The following is a 16,615-nucleotide window of genomic DNA, read 5'->3' as shown; positions in this document are numbered from 1 at the left end:
AACTTGTCTATACTGTCTTCAACCGGAAATTTTAGTTTCCGGTTTTTCTTTTCCTAAAGCGTTCACTGATCAGATTTGTATTACCCAAATGACTGTATTTTACAATAGCAACGAAAACCGTTCCACCGAGGATATTGCCAAGCGTGGCAAAAGTTTGAAAATGCAGATAGTCTACTATTGTAATCCTCTCATCTACGATCATGCCGGCAAAAACTTCTATTGACCCAACTATAGAGTGATGTAAGCCTCCAATTCCTATCACAGTGGTAACCAGAATAATTACTATAATACGGCTGATTGTATCTTTAGAAGAAGTAACCAGCCAGGAAAGTAAGCCCATGAGCCAACCGGCAAACATGGCACTGCCCAGCGTGATCAGCCAGTCATACTGCACCATTTTGTCAGCAAAGTAGTAGAGACTTTCTTTACTAACCACGCCCATAGCGGGCCCCATCTGCGCCAGGATCAAGCTAAACAGATACCCACCCATGAGGTTACCAATAAAGATGATACCCCAAAGCTCCAAAAGGTTGGCGATCCGTACTGATCCATTTAAGACAGGTAACACTGCCAAATTTGTATGTTCGGTAAATAATTCGGAACGGCCTAGAATTACGAAGATAAATCCTATGGGATAAGCAAATGCCAGCGCAATCTCCAGGCTTGGTTTTTCCATGGTTCCGTGAAACATGGTATAAAGCGCACCCATAAGCAGAAGACTAAAACCTATTTCTAATCCGCCAGAAAAAGATGAGAAAAACAAGGCTTTATTATGACGTCTATATTCAGTTAAAGCCATCTGAATTTGCTCTTTCAAAATTTCTCCACCGTCCTTGAGCTTATCAAGATTTTCCAGTTCATCTTTTCCATTATAGTTGTTGATATGTTTACGCGCTAAAGCTGCCTGCCTTTCAGCTACACTACGTTGTTTTTCTAATACTTCAGGGTCATGTGCCATATATGTTGTTCAAAAAAATAAGATTCAGTAACAGTTATTCTTTCGTTAATCTACTTTGTATTTCTATATAACTCTAAAAAAAAGAAAAGTTAACTTACTTAAGAAAATATTAGCCTATGGAACGCATAATGAATTAGCAGTTGTTAAAAAAAAAGTGTTATGCATGCATACCATTTGTCAAACAAATCGCTATATTTGTTATGTATGCATAACAAATTATTATGCATTTTGTACTGAAAAAATTATAAATACTGCTTCTCATGGATACACTAGCAAAAAAACAAGCCATCAATGGCGGAGAGTTTTTGATTAAAGATACTGCAGCCAAAGACGTCTTCATACCAGAAGAATTCAGTGAAGAGCAACGGATGATGGCTGAAGCCACGCTTGATTTCGTAAAGAAAGAAGTTAGCCCCAATGTAGAAAGAATGGATAGTATGGAGTCTGGTTTCATGCCTTCACTACTGGACAAAGCGGGAGAGTTAGGTTTATTAGGAATTTCAATCCCTGAAGAATATGGTGGTTTAGGGATGAGCTTTAATACTTCTATGCTGATAGCCGATGTAATTGGCTCTGCAGGCTCTTTTTCTACTGCCTATGGTGCCCATACCGGTATCGGTACATTACCCATACTCTATTATGGTACTGAAGAGCAGAAGCAAAAGTACTTACCCTTGCTGGCAAGTGGAGAATGGAAAACCTGTTACTGTTTGACAGAACCGGATGCGGGTTCGGATGCTAATTCAGGTAAGACCAAAGCAGTACTTACTGAAGAGGGTAAGCACTACAAAATTACCGGCCAGAAAATGTGGATCTCAAACGCAGGTTTTGCAGATCTTTTTATTGTTTTTGCTCGCATAGAGGATGATAAGTATTTATCTGCTTTCATCGTTGAAAAATCTTTTGGTGGCATCACGATGAATGAAGAGGAAAAAAAACTGGGCATTAAGGGGTCTTCCACTCGCCAGGTATTTTTTAATGATACTATGGTACCAGTAGAAAATATGCTCTCAGAACGTGGAAATGGATTTAAAATAGCTGTTAATATCCTGAATATTGGAAGAATAAAGTTAGGTGCCGGAGTAATCGGAGGTTGTAAGCAAGTGGTAACAGACTCAGTGCAGTATGCCAATGAGCGTAAGCAATTTGGAGTCTCTATTTCTAGTTTTGGTGCTATCAAGCAAAAACTTGCTGATATGGCTAGCAAGATTTATGCTACAGAGTCTGCCGATTATCGGGCGGGGCAGGATATAGAAGACCGGATACAGGCCCTCATTGATGAGGGAATGCCGGAGAATGAAGCCAAATTGAAAGGTGTGGAGCAATTTGCGATTGAGTGTGCTATGTTGAAAGTACACGGTTCGGAAGTTTTGGATTTCTGTGTTGATGAAGGCGTGCAGATTTATGGAGGGATGGGCTTCTCGGCTGAAGCTCCTATGGAAAGGGCATATCGTGATGCTCGTATATCAAGAATTTATGAAGGTACCAATGAAATCAATAGAATGTTGCTGGTAGGCATGACACTAAAACGTGCTTTCAAAGGTGAGATTGATTTACTAGGACCAGCCATGGCTGTGGGCAAAGAACTGACCTCAGTTCCAGATTTTAGTACCAAAGATTTATCAGCTACGTTCGCTAAAGAAAAAGACGTGCTCAAAAATCTGAAAAAAGCTGTACTTATGGTAGCAGGAAAAGCTGCTCAGGACTTCACCAAGCTAGATGAGGAGCAGGAAATTCTCATGAATATCGCCGATATGATGATTGAGATTTATGCGGTAGAATCTACGCTGTTACGTACTGAAAAGCTGGTGAGCATTAGGGGAGAAGAAGTTTGTCAGGCGCAGATCAAGATGGCTCAGCTGTATCTGTATATGGCGGTTGATAAGATTAATAGTAGTGGAAAAGAAGCGATTGTATCTTTTGCCAAAGGAGATGAGCAGAGAGTAATGCTTATGGGGCTTAAGCGATTTACAAAAATGGAACTCTACAATGTAAAGGATTTAAGAAGATCTATAGCAGACTTTCTTATTGAAAAAAATGAGTATGCTTTTTAATACTGAGTTGAGAATACACAGAAAGGCCAACCCAATTTTGGGTTGGCCTTTTTATTGGAGGACAATAAAACTTAATATTATACTAATTCAATAGTGAACTCAACATAAATATTTACTCAGGACAAAAAGGAAGGTTCTAAAAAGAAAAACCTTCTTTATTTAAAGAAGGTTTTCTTGCTGTAAACAGGTGTATGAATAAAAACAATTTGTGTTATGTATCTATATATACTGGATACAAGAAAAAGGTAACCCCCAACTCAAAAATAAATACAATGTTTTATCATAAATTTTATAAGTGATTGGTTTTCAGTTATTTAAAATTCGTCTATTGTTGATTTTTTTAAAAATTTATTAACAGCTCAATTTACCAATGCTCTTTACTTCAGCTGATCCAAAATTCTTGTAGTTCATTTTGGTGTTTGACAATTGCCAAAAAATTGTAAAATGGTGATAGAGTATTGGCATTTTAGTTTTAACTCACCTAACTTCTCATTTTTAATACTAGTCAATTCGTTATGATCAATGTTTTGTTTGTCTGCCTGGGCAATATTTGTCGTTCGCCTATGGCTGAGGCTGTGTTTAACAAACTTATTGAGGATAATAATCTACAAGACAGAATCCGCTGTGATTCTGCAGGTACTTCGGACTATCATATTGATGAACCTCCTGACAGTCGTACCATAGAGGTGGTAAATGCCAAAGATTTATCACTTGATCATAAAGGGAGACAATTTTTATCCAAAGATTTTGATGACTTCAACTATATCATCGCAATGGATGAGGAGAATAAAAAAAATATATTGAAGCTGGAATATATGAGAGAACCGAAGCATTATCAGGTATTCCTTATGCGAGAGTTTGAAAATGATGCTTCAGACCTGAATGTACCTGACCCGTACTGGAGTGGACAGGATGGATTTATGATTGTTTATGATATTTTGCAAAAAAGTGCTCAAAATTTACTTGCTTATATAAGAAAAGAACATCAATTGTAAGAGCGATTCATTGTTATTCTATCTTAACATTCCTAATCATGACTACAAGTAACCTTGGACTACCTGTTGGTACCACCTTAGACAGGTTTATCAAAAGAAATCAGGAAGATTTTCCTTTTGCTTCAGGTGAACTTTCTCAACTACTAAGAGACATTGCTTTAGCTGGAAAAATATTGAATAAAGAGATCAATCGTGCTGGACTTGGTAACATATTAGGTGATTTTGGTGAAACCAATGTACAGGGAGAAAATCAACAAAAACTTGATGTAGTAGCAGATATTCGTTTTACCAGAGCTTTAAAAAATGGAGGAGAAGTTTGTGCCATAGTTTCTGAAGAGAATGAAGAGATTGTGCATCTCAATCCTGATTCAAAGTATCTGGTGGCCATAGATCCTTTAGATGGATCGTCTAATATTGATGTAAACGTATCAATAGGCACCATTTTTTCTATTTACCGGCGTAAATCTCCTATTGGCTCGGAGGCAACTATTGAAGATGTGTTACAACCTGGAAGTGCACAAGTAGCCGCCGGGTATCTGCTGTATGGTTCTTCCACGATGCTGGTTTATACTACGGGAAACAAAGTAAATGGCTTTACTTATGATCCTTCACTGGGTGAGTTTTTCCTTTCTCACCGGAATATGACCATCCCTAAAGACGGTAAAATATTTTCAATCAATGAAGGGTACTATGATGATTATGAAAGTAATATTCAAGCGTATATAGAAGCGTGCAAGCGTAAAAAGTACTCGGCACGCTATATTGGCTCATTGGTAGGTGATTTTCATCGTAATTTATTGAAAGGAGGGATATACATTTACCCAACTACAAAACAAAACCCTCAGGGTAAATTACGTTTGTTGTACGAGTGTAATGCACTGGCTTTTATCGCTGAACAGGCGGGGGGTAAAGCCTGTAATGGACTTGAAAGAATACTCGATATTCAACCTCAAACTTTTCACCAAAGGACACCTCTCTTGATAGGCTCACCCACTATGGTAGATGAAGTGTTAGTACCATCTAAGAAAGTAATTTCCGGTAAATCAGGCTGATGATAAAATTGTGATAGAAATACTGCTGCTGTACCGGTAAATAATGTAACTCCTTAAAGATTGTTTGATAATCGGGTAAAGACTGATTATGTAAATTGCTTACCAGCCTGAAGAAAGTATACATCGCAACAAGCAATACTTTCTTCCAGAGAAAGCTAAACCCCTGTCCCTCAAGGCAGAAATCAGAAAAGAGCCAAACGCCCGAAGATTTTAAGTGCTCCGATAACTTTGATGCCAGCTTTTTTGCTTCATGAGTTGGATAAACATCAAAGAGAAAAAATGTGATCAGCACATCATATTCTTTGTACACAGGAAGATCATTTTCAGTGCCGTGTATAAAGCACATTTCAGTATTCCTATGATTGTTCTTTAATATCCTGGCAGATTTTTTTTTTGCTATTCTTAGCATATTTGAAGAGGCTTCCAAAAATGTGATTTTATTTGGTTGGGCAACTTTGATCAGGTCTCCAAGGATTCTACCACTGCCTCCCCCTATGATAAGCACCTCACTACCTTTTGGAATAAGTGAAAAAAAATGTTTCTGAGCCTTATCAATGGTATTACCAAATACTAATCTAGCAAGTAAATCATAATATGGCGCGATTAGCTGAAATGAAAATGATCGCATCTACAGTATTAAGTAAAAAAGTGGGTAAAGGAATATCGCGTCTGCGATTGATCTGTACCTTTCGTATTTTTTAAAATAATAAGGAAACAATAGTATACAATGTAAAGTAATTGACATCCAAAAAATGATCAGTTGGGCGAAGAGAAATTGAGTATCGGAATGATAAAAAATTACCCCGGTTCCTGTAATAAGATATAGAAGCCATATCAACTTTCTTATAATTTTGATTGAAGTTTTATCTCCCATTAGTGTGGTAAAAGAAATATGTAAATCAAGCTGATCAAGCTCTTTTTCATACCAGGAGAAGAGTAAAAGGTTGCATAGGGCAAGCAAAGAATATTGTGCAAAAAGTAGCCAGACCTGTGTAGAAGGGAGAGCATTACTGATATAAAGTGGGGCGAGAAATACCCCTATGCCGTACAAAATTGCAATCACAAATTCTTTAGGTAAAATATTTTGCACTTTCAGCCAACGGATGGATAAGAAATATAAACCCACAAAACTGAGTACAATGCTACCCCATAGAATCAGTTTTAATGGCAAGCTCACTAAAATGATCATGCTGAGTCCTGAGACAAATAAGGCAATATAACTTAAGGTTTTAAAATGTTTTTGGTGAAGCTGATGGCGAAAGGTATGTGCAGTGTGAGGTATTTTATGTGCATCTGAAAGGTGATCTACAGTATAAATAAGCCATACACATACAGCTAAGGCAAGTATGCTGATGATAGGCAACTCAACTTGCATGTAGTCCGCCAAAAATAAACTGCTTATAACAGCTCCAATAACGATATCCAGACTGAGCGCTCTGGCCAATCTAAACGCCTTACTTATCATTTAATAAATGTCTATCATTCCTTATAAACCATACGATCCTAGTTTACAAGTATGCAGTTTATGTTTTATTATAAGGGTGTAATTTATCTACTTCAATTAGTTTATACCAGTATGAATAATAGTAAGTATAACAACAAAAAAAGCCCTCATCGGGGCTTTTTAAATAGAATTTGTATTTCTAAAACTATACTAACTTTCTAATGCGTCTGCACCAGCTACAATTTCCAGAATTTCTTTGGTAATTGCAGCCTGTCTTGTGCGGTTATAAGTGAGCTTTAATTGTTTCAGTAACTCTCCTGCATTATCAGTTGCCTGGTCCATTGCTGTCATACGGGCTCCCTGCTCAGAGGCTGCAGACTCAAGATAAGCTTTATAAAACTGAATTTTTAAAGACTGAGGAATGAGTTCTTCCACAATGTATTCTTCAGAAGGTTCATATATGTAGTCAATGCCATTATCATTGGCATTTTCTTCTTTCTCTTCGGTAGAAGATTGTACTGGTAAAAACTGTTCGTTTGTAACGATTTGAGTCGCTACATTTTTAAATGTGTTATATACCAGGACTACTTTATCAACTTCCTTTTTTCTATACATCTCCATGACCGCTTCGGCAGCATTACGGACATTCTCAAATGTCTGCTCGCTGAAAAGATCAGCATACTCATCTATCATCTCTTGCCCTCTACGCTTATAATAATCACGACCTTTAGTACCTACTGTCATGATTTTCAGACGATTGTTCCGCTCGTAGGTGCTGTATTCATTGGAGATTAGCTGCCTGAGGTAGCGGAAAAGGCTTGTATTGAAAGCTCCACAAAGTCCCTTATCAGAAGTGAATACTACAAAAACGACGTTTTTAACTTCTCTGCTTATTGCGTATTCACTCACGTTTTCTTCACTCAAGTTAGACGAAACGTTGTTGAGGATTTTAGTAAGTTTTTCTGCATAGGGTCGCATCTGCAACAGGCGATCCTGTGCTTTACGCAACTTAGAGGCAGCTACCATTTTCATAGCTTTGGTAATCTGCTGCGTTGACTTTACAGAGGCTATTCGGCTTTTGACTGCTTTTAAGCTCGGCATGTTTTTTTAAGTGAATCTATGAAGCAGGGCTCGTATCATTACAGCCCTGCATTAATTTTTCTATTCCTGATAGTTAGGCGCTAATTCAGTAGCTACTTTCTTAAGCACATCGGTGATACTATCATCAAACTTGCCTGCAGCTAACGCATCTAATGTATCACGATGCTGAGCCTTCAACTGGTTGATATAGTCCGTTTCAAATGCCTTAACCTTGTCAATAGCTACTTTATCCATGTGCCCCTTAGTAGAAGCAAAGATAATAGCTACCTGCTCTTCTACTGAAAGAGGAGAAAACTGAGGTTGTTTAAGTATCTGCTGGTTTCTTCTTCCTCTGTCAATGGTCAACTGCGTTGCGGCATCAAGGTCAGAACCAAATTTAGCAAAAGCTTCCAACTCACGGAACTGGGCCTGATCTAGCTTAAGTGTACCGGCTACTTTTTTCATTGACTTGATCTGTGCCGAACCACCCACACGAGACACTGAGATACCAACGTTAATCGCAGGGCGCAAACCAGCGTTAAATAAACCGGTTTCCAGGAATATCTGCCCGTCAGTAATAGAGATCACATTGGTTGGGATATAAGCAGAAACGTCACCCGCCTGCGTTTCAATAATGGGAAGTGCTGTCAAAGAACCGCCACCTTTTACCAATGGCTTGATTGCCTCAGGAAGGTCATTCATCTGCTTCACAATCTCAGTGTTTGCATTGAGCTTAGCTGCTCTTTCCAAAAGACGAGAGTGAAGGTAGAATACATCCCCGGGGTATGCTTCACGTCCGGGAGGTCTGCGAAGCAAGAGAGAAACCTCACGGTAAGCGACAGCCTGCTTAGAAAGGTCATCATAAATTACTAAAGCAGGTCTTCCTGTATCACGGAAATACTCACCGATAACAGCACCTGTAAAAGGGGCAAAAAACTGCATAGGAGCAGGATCGGAGGCTGAAGCAGAAACTACAGTAGTGTAAGCCATAGCCCCATTCTTCTCAAGTGCGGAAACCACACCGGCAACAGTAGAAGCCTTCTGCCCGCAAGCTACATAGATACAGTATACAGGCTCTCCTTTGTCATAAAATTCTTTCTGGTTGATGATCGTATCCAGCGCTACAGCTGTCTTACCTGTCTGGCGGTCACCGATGATCAACTCACGTTGCCCTCTACCGATTGGAATCATTGAGTCAATAGCTTTGATTCCAGTTTGTAGCGGCTCATTTACTGGCTGACGGTAAATCACACCAGGGGCTCTTCTTTCTATGGGAAGTTCATATACCTCTCCCTGAACGGGCCCTTTACCATCTATAGGCTCTCCCAAGGTGTTAACCACACGGCCGGCAAGGCCATCACCCACTTTAATTGAGGCAATTCGCTTGGTACGCTTAACAGTATCACCCTCTTTGATATCTCCTTGCTCGCCCAAAAGTACTGCCCCTACATTATCTTCCTCAAGGTTAAGTACCAGGGCGTTTAGGCCATTCTCAAATTCCAAAAGCTCACCAGATTGTGCTTTGGTGAGACCATAGATACGTGCAACACCGTCACCTACCTGCAGCACAGTACCTACTTCTTCAAGTTCAGCTTCTGTTTTGAAGTTAGAAAGCTGTTCTCTTAATATTGCTGAAACCTCATCAGGTCTTACTTCTGCCATTATATATCAGGTTTTAGATTAATGTAAAATTCAGTTTAGATTGCTTTTACGTAGCTATCGTCCGAAAATTCGTACGATAAAGTTTTAAGTTTAGCTATTATGGAGTTATCCATTTGCTGATCACCTATTTTCAATACATAGCCTCCGATGATAGAAGGATCTACCTTTTCTTCCAACTCTATTTTCTTCCCTGTTTGAGTAGCAACCAGCTCTATAAATTTCTTTTTCAAAGTATCAGTAAGAGGCATTGGAGTGGTTACTGTTGCTTTCACGATACCCTGATGCTGTCGGTACTGAATTTCAAAAGACTCAGCTATCGCTGGTAGATAGCTTTCCCTGTTTTTACGAGTAATAATATCAAAGAGCGCCAGTGTTGCTGGATTAAATTTATCTTTGAAAAGTGCGTAAAGTACAGCTTTCTTCTTTTCGTGAGTGATAATAGGGTTTCTAAGCATCAAAACAAAATCACGATTGGACTTACTGGTTTCCATAAAGAAAACCATATCCTGATAGACTTCTTTTAATATTTTCTTTTCTACCGCCAGATCAATAAGTGATTTTGCATAGCGGGATGCTACTCTTGTATTAACCATGTATGAAAGTCCGGTTTATCTTAGCTAAACAAATATGTTAATTAACATTTAAGTCATTAACCAGTTTGGAAATGTATTCTTTTTGTGCTTTGTCGTCACTAAGTTTTTCACGTAATATTTTTTCAGCAATCTGTACTGAGAGCTGAGCTACCTGATCTTTTACTTCAGCAAGAGCAGCGTTTTTCTGCGTTTCAATAGATGCCTTAGCATCAGCGATGATACGAGCTCCATCTTTAGATGCCTGTTCTTTGGCTTCTTCTCTGAGCTTGTTAGCCGCTGCCGTTGCATCTTTCAATATATTATCCCTCTCTTTCCTTGCTTCAGCCAGTAGTTTCTCGTTATCAGCCTTCAACTCCGCCATTGCGTTCCTTGCTTTTTCAGCAGAAAGTAATGACTCATTAATACTGTTTTCACGCTCATTCAAACCGTTAATGATAGGTTTCCAAGCGAATTTTGAAAGCACAAAAAGTACGACCAGGAAGATAAGGATCTGCCAGACTATCAGTCCAAAATCTGGAGTTAATAAATCCATTTCAGCTTATATTATATAGTGAATAGTTATGATTTGTTTCATCAAAGAACCGGCTCAGGGCCGAATGCCAAGAGCCGGTTTTTTTTTGTTTACATTACGCAGTTGCTATGATTAGACAGATAATTACTCCAAAGAGAGCAACACCTTCAATCAGTGCAGCTACAATAATCATAGCTGTCTGAATACGTCCGCTAGCCTCAGGCTGGCGAGCGATGGCTTCCATAGCAGAACCACCAATTTTTCCGATACCAAGACCAGCGCCTAACGCAACTACTCCGGCACCAAGACCTGCTCCCATGGTTCCTAATCCGGAAACCGCTTCGGTAGCAGCTTGTAATAATAAAGCTAACAACATAAGAGTTTAACTATTTATATGAATGAAACAAATGAAAGCTAATTTATACCATTGCAGAGTCTGACTGCAAAGGTGCGTGGCCATTTTCACTTTCCAGGGCTTTACCCTCTTCGTGGTGATGCTCTTCTACAGCCCCTCCAAAATAAATAGCGGAGAGGAGAGTAAAGACAAAAGCTTGCAGGAAAGCAACCAGCAATTCAAGAAAGTTCATCACTGCAGCAAACAGTACACTTACCGGACCTACAGCGATGCTTTCAAAAATGAAGATTAATCCAATGATACTAAGAATAATGATGTGACCAGCTGTGATGTTGGCAAAGAGCCTCACCATTAAAGAAAAAGGCTTTGTGAACAAACCGATTATTTCAACCGGAATCATAATAGGAAGAAGCCACCAGGGAACGCCGGGGGTGTTAAATACGTGCTTCCAATAATTTTTATTACCACTAAACTGGGTAATGATAAATGTGAATGTAGCAAGCGTAAGTGTAATTGAGATATTACCGGTGACGTTTGCAGCGCCGGGTAGCAATCCTAATAAATTATTTACCAGTATAAAAAAGAAAACAGTAAGTAAGTAAGGCATGAATCTTTGGTACTTATGCTCTCCAATGGCTGGAATCGCAACTTCATCTCTGATAAATATGACTACTGGTTCAAGAAATGCTTGAATGCCTTGTGGAGCTGCATCCGGTGCTTTCTTGTAACGAGAAGCTGCGGCAGGAAAGATAATCAGCATAACAATAACGCTGAGAATCATTGCTGCTACATTCTTGGTAAGAGAAAAATCGTAAAATTCTCGCCCCTCCAATGAGACCAGATGTGATCCATCATCTTCTAATGCATAACCTTTATAGGGTACATAGTTATGATCTTCGTTCAGAAAATTAGAAGACATAAAAACCTCAAGTCCTCTGTCATCTGAATAAAGAATCAGAGGCAAAGGCAGGGTAACATGAGTATGCCCTATGGTTGCAAAGTGCCAATCGTAAGAATTAGCGATGTGGTGAAAGATAAACTCAGTGGGTCCTTCAGTCTCTGGATCTGGCTCTACCTCCGCAGCATGTACTTTAATGAGCGGTATTGCACTGATTAGTAAAAATATGTAGCTGATTAAGAATAACTTACGGTAATTTTTGTTGCTTTTTATCCGCATTTTCTGCCCTCGTTTGAAAATTTGAGCGCAAGGTAGTTAATAAGGCATATATTTCAAAAATTAAAAATGCTAAATAAACAATTGAGAAATGTATGACAAAGTTAATCCTATCTGGTATCTCCTGAAGTAAGACAATTAAAATGATACCGATGCTTATAAGAAGGCGAAAAGTCATCGTACCCAGATATACCAGCGCAAACTTATCAGGTGCATGCTTTAAGCCCATACGGGTTATATAATGCGTAAAAAGCGTTAGGAGAAGAAAAAAAAGTATGATTAAGTATATGCCCTGATAAACGAGATTGGGAAATATCGTTTGGGCGAGGTAGGCGATAATGACTAGCACTAGTGCAAACAAAAATAGTGCAAACCAAGAACTCAGTTTCTTCGGCATTTACTCTTTGGGTAAGCTTCGGATGGTAAGGATTAGTGAACCAGAAAAAGCAATAAGGGCAAAGATAATCGTAAATAACGGAAAATCATTGCCCATTGTATCATCCAATTTCATGCCGCCCCATACTGCTAGGCCCATGACAGCAACCATTTGAAATGCCAAGCCTGAGTACTTAATATAAGACTTAAATTGATCTTGATTCTTTTTCTTTGGAGCTTGACTTGATGTCTTCTTCTGGTTCATCTTCTGGTTGGAATTCATCTGGTTCATCGTCAAAATTAATATCATTTACAGAGACGCCCATTCGACAAGACCCATTGAAAGTAGCTCCAGATTCTACAATGAGCTTATTGGTAACAATATCTCCATGGATCACAGCAGTCGGTCTTAAGATAAGTAGCTCTGAGATCTCTATTGAACCCTGGATCTCACCTGCTATTTCGGCATTCTGGGCCAATACTGTACCTTCTACATAAGAAGACTGGCCTAGTGCTATCTTTGATTTACAGGTCACATTTCCTTTGACATCACCTTCGATACGCATATTGCCTACTGTATTCAAGTCGCCTTGTACAGATGTGCCTTTGCCAATAATACTGCTAGAGTTACTAGCTTCTTCTGTCTTCACCTTCTCTTTTTGATTGTTGCTGAACATTGTCATGTAAATAAATTAAAATGATACAAACTCTTCAGGGTCTACAGGGTTTCCATTGTACCAAAGTTCAAAATGTAAGTGTGGTCCTGAGGTAAGCTCCCCTGTATTTCCAATAATAGCAATTACATCGCCTGCATTTATAAAATCTCCGGATTTTTTTAGTAAACTGGAGTTATGTTTATAAACGGAAATAACATTACTACGATGTTGTACCGTGATTACATAGCCAGCGTCCTGTGTCCAGGAGGCCAGAATCACTGTACCATCGGCTACTGATTTAATAGGTTCATTTTTCTTAGATACGATATCCACCCCATAATGCCCCTGTTTGGGATTGTAGGATGATGATATAATACCTGTAATCGGTGTAAAGAAAAATAACTCATCCAACTGACTGGATGCACTATTTGCATTTACGGTGAGCAGTTCCACGCCATCTTCTTCAAACTCTTGCCTGAACTGGGAATCTACATTTGAGATTTCATTACGACGTTCCGGACTGGCATTCACAACTCTATCACCAGAGTTATCTATATAAAATTGTTCATTATCAGTAATAGAGTCCCCACGCACCACCTGCTGAAAAGAGGTTATAAAGTGTTGTTTCTTCTGTACCTCCTGTTCTAGCGAATCTACTGCCATGGACAGCTCAATTAATTTTCTGTTAGACTCAGCTTGTGCATATCTTGGGTCAAACCACTGCTCTAGTAAGGTATTTACTAAAAATAAACTTCCAATCAGCATAATTATACTCACAGATACAATGAAAAGGGCTAACTTTGCGTAAGTAAATGTAAATGTCGTTTTCTCAGCAAAGTCTTCCTCATTCCGAACGATGAGTAGATATCTGGTTGTTAACCGATTTGAAAATGTTTTCCTTGACTTCAAAGTATTATAATTAAATTCCCCTACAGGACAAAAGTAAGCATTAAAAAATATTACACTAATTGAATAGCACGTGCTGCGATGCGTCAGTAGTGAGCTTTAATATAAATCTAAATATTAATCATTTGAAGGTAAAAGTTTTTTCCAAATATTACATTCTTTGGTGGGCTATATTACTTGGTGGATTATCCGCTTGTGCGCCTGAGAGAAGCGGAATGGTGGCAAGTGTATATCATAATACCACTTCCAGATATAATGCTTTGTTTTATGCCAATATGCGTATGGATGAAATTCAGGCGGCTATCTTGGAAAGCCAGGAAAACAACTTTAATGATATTTTGGAGATTTATCCCCAAGTAGACACTGCACTTATTAGTAGCTTAGATCAACAGATTGAAGACTGTTTAAAAAAGGCGTCTATTGCCATTGAGCGCCATCCTAACAGTCGCTGGGCAGATGATAGCTACATTCTGGTGGGTATGTGCCGAATGTATAAGCAGAATTATGAAGACGCAATCAAGACATTTAAATATGTGAATACTGAAAGTGAAGATGACGATGCCCGTCACCGTGCTTTGATTCACCTGATGCGTACATTTATAGAAGCACAGGAGCAAAATAACGCAATTGCGGTTTCGGATTACCTCAAGAAAGAAGATTTAAATGATGTTAATAAAGCAAAGCTTTTTCTTACCCGGGCACATCTGGCGCAACTTAATGAAAACTACAGTACGATGGTAGGTAACCTGCTTTTAGCAGCTCCTCTACTGGATAATGATGAAGGTAGAGCCCGTACGTATTTTATTATTGGACAACTTTATCAGGATTTAGGTTTTGATGCTCAGGCCTACCAAAACTATGAAGAAGTACTCAAAAGCAATCCTGAATATGAGTTGTATTTTTATGCTCGCTTAAATATGGCTCAGGTTTATGATCTTACCAAAGAGAATGATACCCGCAAGATCCGTAAGTATTTTAAGAAGCTGCTTAAAGACAAGAAGAATCTGGAATACAAGGATAAAATCTATTATGAGATGGCTTCTTTTGAGCAGAAGCAGGGCAATCTGGACGAAGCAATGGAATATTATAATGAATCGGTACAGGCCAGCATCAACAACAATCGTCAGAAAGCATATGCCTATCTTGCATTAGGGAGGATTTACTACAGCGATAAGAAAAATTACCAACAAGCCAAGCTGTATTATGACAGTACAATGACGGTATTGCCTCAGGATGAAGAAGAGTATGAGCAGATTGCTGAACGGCAGGAAGTACTGGATAATTTTGTCAAACACTTAACTACGATACAGGAACAGGACAGCCTTCTGGCTTTGTCTAAAATGGACTCACTTGAACTTGACACATATCTGGATCAACTCATTGAAGATGAAAACCGCCTTTTGGCTGAACAGGAACAAGAAAGCAAACGTCAAAACCGAAGTGTAAGAAATAACAGTTTTGAGCAGTTAAGCTCACCTTTCGCACGAGATGATGACCAAAATCAGGCTGCCAGCGGAGAAAACTGGTATTTTTATACCCCTTCCGCAATCAGCATCGGGCGCACTGAATTCGTTAGGCGCTGGGGTAACCGTGAACTGGAAGATAACTGGAGGAGGTCTGAAAAAACTATTGATGAAAATTTTGCCCAGGATAATGTGAATGCAATAGATGCTGCTGAAAATATCCCTAGCCAGGGGCCGGTGACTGAAAACACATCAGATAACAGGAAACAGCAGCTTTATGCGGACATTCCTTTCACCGAAGAAGCACAATTAGAGGCGCTGGTAAGTATTGAAGATGCTTACTATAATTTAGGTGGCATCTATAACTTTGACTTGGAAGAAAAACACAATGCCATAGAAACGTTTGAAACGATGCTGGCACGCTTTCCAGAAACGGAGTATGAGCCAGAAGTTTTATATGAATTGTATCTCTTGTACAAGGGGTTGGAAGATGAAGCTTATGTCAAGTACAAAAACCAAATACTTCAAAACCATCCTGAAAGTATTTATGCCAAGATCCTGGAAAATCCTAACTACCGGGAAGAAAGTAGCCTAGCTAGTGAAAAGATGAAAAAAATCTATAAATCAGCCTACGAGCTTTATGATGAAGGTAAGTACAAAGAAGCATTGCAGATGATTAATGCTAGCCTGAAGGAGTTTTCAGACAATGACTTTACCGATAACATGCAGTTTCTGAAGGTACTGATCACTGGAAAAACTGAGGATTTCTATCAATATCAGCTTGGGTTGCAAAATTTCCTTGAGGTGTTTCCTGAGAGTGATCTCTATACCTATGCGGAACAGTTACTGGAAAAGTCAAGGACCTTTAAAGAAGAAGAAGCAAAACGTAGAGGAGCCAATTACAGAGAAAGGTTTGACCGGCAGCATTCGTTTATAATTCTCTACAATAATGTCCAGAAAATTTCCACAGATTTGCCCAAAGCCATTAACGCATTTAACAGCCAAAAATTCGCAGATAAAAATCTAACTGTAGCGAACCTGATGCTGGAAGGCGGTAAAGTAATGATTATTGTAGAAAAATTTGATGATATAGAAAGTGCAAGAGCCTACTTTGAGGAAATTAGTGGAGAGGAAAACCCTGTCCTGCAGTTGTCAGCTGAGCAAAGGAACGAAGTAGGAGAAAGCTTTGTCATAACGGAGGACAATCTGAACATTTTATTGCAGACACAGGATGTGGATGAATATCTGCGTTTTTTCGAAAAGCATTACATGTAATTTTGAGGTCTATTTTTTTGGATTCAATTTTGTCTGATTTTTGTTTCAAAGAGGATTAATAG

17 protein-coding genes are annotated in these 16,615 nt (G+C 38.9%); 4 read left to right on the top strand and 13 right to left on the bottom strand.

Annotation, left to right across the window (positions count from 1 at the left end):
- Positions 1–31: 31 nt before the first annotated feature.
- The gene (locus OKW21_RS17285) at positions 32–958 is read right to left on the bottom strand and encodes a formate/nitrite transporter family protein (RefSeq protein ID WP_277481421.1); all 927 of its coding nucleotides are present in this window, start codon (positions 956–958) and stop codon (positions 32–34) included.
- Positions 959–1,218: 260 nt separating this feature from the next.
- Here OKW21_RS17285 and OKW21_RS17280 point away from each other — a divergent pair, with 260 nt between their 5' ends.
- From OKW21_RS17280 to fbp, 3 genes are all read left to right on the top strand, one after another.
- Complete coding sequence (locus tag OKW21_RS17280) at positions 1,219–3,012, top strand: acyl-CoA dehydrogenase family protein (RefSeq protein ID WP_277481419.1); 1,794 nt, start codon at positions 1,219–1,221, stop codon at positions 3,010–3,012.
- A 515-nt stretch (positions 3,013–3,527) separates the two neighbouring features.
- Positions 3,528–4,007, top strand: coding sequence for a low molecular weight protein-tyrosine-phosphatase (locus OKW21_RS17275; protein ID WP_277481417.1), 480 nt, complete (start codon positions 3,528–3,530; stop codon positions 4,005–4,007).
- Positions 4,008–4,045: 38 nt separating this feature from the next.
- Positions 4,046–5,059, top strand: a complete 1,014-nt coding sequence (fbp, locus tag OKW21_RS17270; RefSeq protein WP_277481415.1) for a class 1 fructose-bisphosphatase — start codon at positions 4,046–4,048, stop codon at positions 5,057–5,059.
- On the opposite strand, the gene OKW21_RS17265 is transcribed toward fbp, so the two are convergent.
- The 12 genes from OKW21_RS17265 to OKW21_RS17210 all read right to left on the bottom strand — a co-directional run bounded on the left by OKW21_RS17265 (position 5,028) and on the right by OKW21_RS17210 (position 13,674).
- The gene (locus OKW21_RS17265; protein ID WP_277481414.1) at positions 5,028–5,687 is read right to left on the bottom strand and encodes a methyltransferase domain-containing protein; all 660 of its coding nucleotides are present in this window, start codon (positions 5,685–5,687) and stop codon (positions 5,028–5,030) included. The genes fbp and OKW21_RS17265 overlap by 32 nt on opposite strands.
- Complete coding sequence (locus tag OKW21_RS17260; protein WP_277481410.1) at positions 5,688–6,524, bottom strand: hypothetical protein; 837 nt, start codon at positions 6,522–6,524, stop codon at positions 5,688–5,690.
- Between the two features lie 189 nt (positions 6,525–6,713).
- Positions 6,714–7,604 (bottom strand): ATP synthase F1 subunit gamma, encoded by an 891-nt coding sequence (gene atpG, locus OKW21_RS17255; protein WP_277481407.1) that lies wholly within the window; start codon positions 7,602–7,604, stop codon positions 6,714–6,716.
- A 60-nt stretch (positions 7,605–7,664) separates the two neighbouring features.
- Positions 7,665–9,245 carry a F0F1 ATP synthase subunit alpha gene (gene atpA / locus OKW21_RS17250; RefSeq protein WP_277481405.1) on the bottom strand — a complete coding sequence of 527 codons (1,581 nt, stop codon included), beginning with the start codon at positions 9,243–9,245 and terminating at the stop codon, positions 7,665–7,667.
- A 35-nt stretch (positions 9,246–9,280) separates the two neighbouring features.
- Positions 9,281–9,838: an ATP synthase F1 subunit delta gene (gene atpH / locus OKW21_RS17245; protein ID WP_277481403.1), complete on the bottom strand. Its 558-nt coding sequence runs from the start codon at positions 9,836–9,838 to the stop codon at positions 9,281–9,283.
- Between the two features lie 37 nt (positions 9,839–9,875).
- A complete protein-coding gene (locus tag OKW21_RS17240; protein WP_277481402.1) occupies positions 9,876–10,370 on the bottom strand; it encodes a F0F1 ATP synthase subunit B in 495 nt (164 codons plus the stop codon).
- 94 nt (positions 10,371–10,464) lie between these two features.
- On the bottom strand, positions 10,465–10,725 hold the full coding sequence (gene atpE / locus OKW21_RS17235; protein WP_277481400.1) for an ATP synthase F0 subunit C: 261 nt from the start codon (positions 10,723–10,725) through the stop codon (positions 10,465–10,467).
- A gap of 43 nt (positions 10,726–10,768) precedes the next feature.
- Complete coding sequence (gene atpB / locus OKW21_RS17230; protein WP_277481399.1) at positions 10,769–11,881, bottom strand: F0F1 ATP synthase subunit A; 1,113 nt, start codon at positions 11,879–11,881, stop codon at positions 10,769–10,771.
- Positions 11,850–12,275, bottom strand: a complete 426-nt coding sequence (locus OKW21_RS17225; protein WP_277481398.1) for a hypothetical protein — start codon at positions 12,273–12,275, stop codon at positions 11,850–11,852. Before OKW21_RS17225 ends, atpB begins: the two co-directional genes overlap by 32 nt.
- Positions 12,276–12,518, bottom strand: a complete 243-nt coding sequence (locus tag OKW21_RS17220; RefSeq protein WP_277481396.1) for an AtpZ/AtpI family protein — start codon at positions 12,516–12,518, stop codon at positions 12,276–12,278.
- Positions 12,460–12,936, bottom strand: a complete 477-nt coding sequence (locus tag OKW21_RS17215; protein ID WP_277481393.1) for a bactofilin family protein — start codon at positions 12,934–12,936, stop codon at positions 12,460–12,462. Before OKW21_RS17215 ends, OKW21_RS17220 begins: the two co-directional genes overlap by 59 nt.
- 9 nt (positions 12,937–12,945) lie before the next feature.
- A complete protein-coding gene (locus OKW21_RS17210) occupies positions 12,946–13,674 on the bottom strand; it encodes a M23 family metallopeptidase (protein WP_277481392.1) in 729 nt (242 codons plus the stop codon).
- A 266-nt stretch (positions 13,675–13,940) separates the two neighbouring features.
- Between OKW21_RS17210 and porW the strand changes: the two genes are divergently transcribed.
- The gene (porW, locus tag OKW21_RS17205; RefSeq protein ID WP_277481390.1) at positions 13,941–16,553 is read left to right on the top strand and encodes a type IX secretion system periplasmic lipoprotein PorW/SprE; all 2,613 of its coding nucleotides are present in this window, start codon (positions 13,941–13,943) and stop codon (positions 16,551–16,553) included.
- The last annotated feature ends 62 nt before the right edge of the window (positions 16,554–16,615 follow it).

It is taken from the genome of Catalinimonas alkaloidigena (genome assembly GCF_029504655.1).
Classification (GTDB): domain Bacteria; phylum Bacteroidota; class Bacteroidia; order Cytophagales; family Cyclobacteriaceae; genus Catalinimonas; species Catalinimonas alkaloidigena.
The sequence above is the reverse complement of the archived record's forward strand: the minus strand, read 5'-3'. Positions and strand labels throughout refer to the sequence as shown.

What these genes read in the sequence shown, in the direction of transcription:
- OKW21_RS17285 (WP_277481421.1), bottom strand. Translation starts at nt 958, where the DNA reads ATGGCACATGACCCTGAAGTATTAGAAAAACAACGTAGTGTAGCTGAA.
- OKW21_RS17280 (WP_277481419.1), top strand. Translation starts at nt 1,219, where the DNA reads ATGGATACACTAGCAAAAAAACAAGCCATCAATGGCGGAGAGTTTTTG.
- OKW21_RS17275 (WP_277481417.1), top strand. Translation starts at nt 3,528, where the DNA reads ATGATCAATGTTTTGTTTGTCTGCCTGGGCAATATTTGTCGTTCGCCT.
- fbp (WP_277481415.1), top strand. Translation starts at nt 4,046, where the DNA reads ATGACTACAAGTAACCTTGGACTACCTGTTGGTACCACCTTAGACAGG.
- OKW21_RS17265 (WP_277481414.1), bottom strand. Translation starts at nt 5,687, where the DNA reads ATGCGATCATTTTCATTTCAGCTAATCGCGCCATATTATGATTTACTT.
- OKW21_RS17260 (WP_277481410.1), bottom strand. Translation starts at nt 6,524, where the DNA reads ATGATAAGTAAGGCGTTTAGATTGGCCAGAGCGCTCAGTCTGGATATC.
- atpG (WP_277481407.1), bottom strand. Translation starts at nt 7,604, where the DNA reads ATGCCGAGCTTAAAAGCAGTCAAAAGCCGAATAGCCTCTGTAAAGTCA.
- atpA (WP_277481405.1), bottom strand. Translation starts at nt 9,245, where the DNA reads ATGGCAGAAGTAAGACCTGATGAGGTTTCAGCAATATTAAGAGAACAG.
- atpH (WP_277481403.1), bottom strand. Translation starts at nt 9,838, where the DNA reads ATGGTTAATACAAGAGTAGCATCCCGCTATGCAAAATCACTTATTGAT.
- OKW21_RS17240 (WP_277481402.1), bottom strand. Translation starts at nt 10,370, where the DNA reads ATGGATTTATTAACTCCAGATTTTGGACTGATAGTCTGGCAGATCCTT.
- atpE (WP_277481400.1), bottom strand. Translation starts at nt 10,725, where the DNA reads ATGTTGTTAGCTTTATTATTACAAGCTGCTACCGAAGCGGTTTCCGGA.
- atpB (WP_277481399.1), bottom strand. Translation starts at nt 11,881, where the DNA reads ATGCGGATAAAAAGCAACAAAAATTACCGTAAGTTATTCTTAATCAGC.
- OKW21_RS17225 (WP_277481398.1), bottom strand. Translation starts at nt 12,275, where the DNA reads ATGCCGAAGAAACTGAGTTCTTGGTTTGCACTATTTTTGTTTGCACTA.
- OKW21_RS17220 (WP_277481396.1), bottom strand. Translation starts at nt 12,518, where the DNA reads ATGAACCAGAAGAAGACATCAAGTCAAGCTCCAAAGAAAAAGAATCAA.
- OKW21_RS17215 (WP_277481393.1), bottom strand. Translation starts at nt 12,936, where the DNA reads ATGACAATGTTCAGCAACAATCAAAAAGAGAAGGTGAAGACAGAAGAA.
- OKW21_RS17210 (WP_277481392.1), bottom strand. Translation starts at nt 13,674, where the DNA reads ATGCTGATTGGAAGTTTATTTTTAGTAAATACCTTACTAGAGCAGTGG.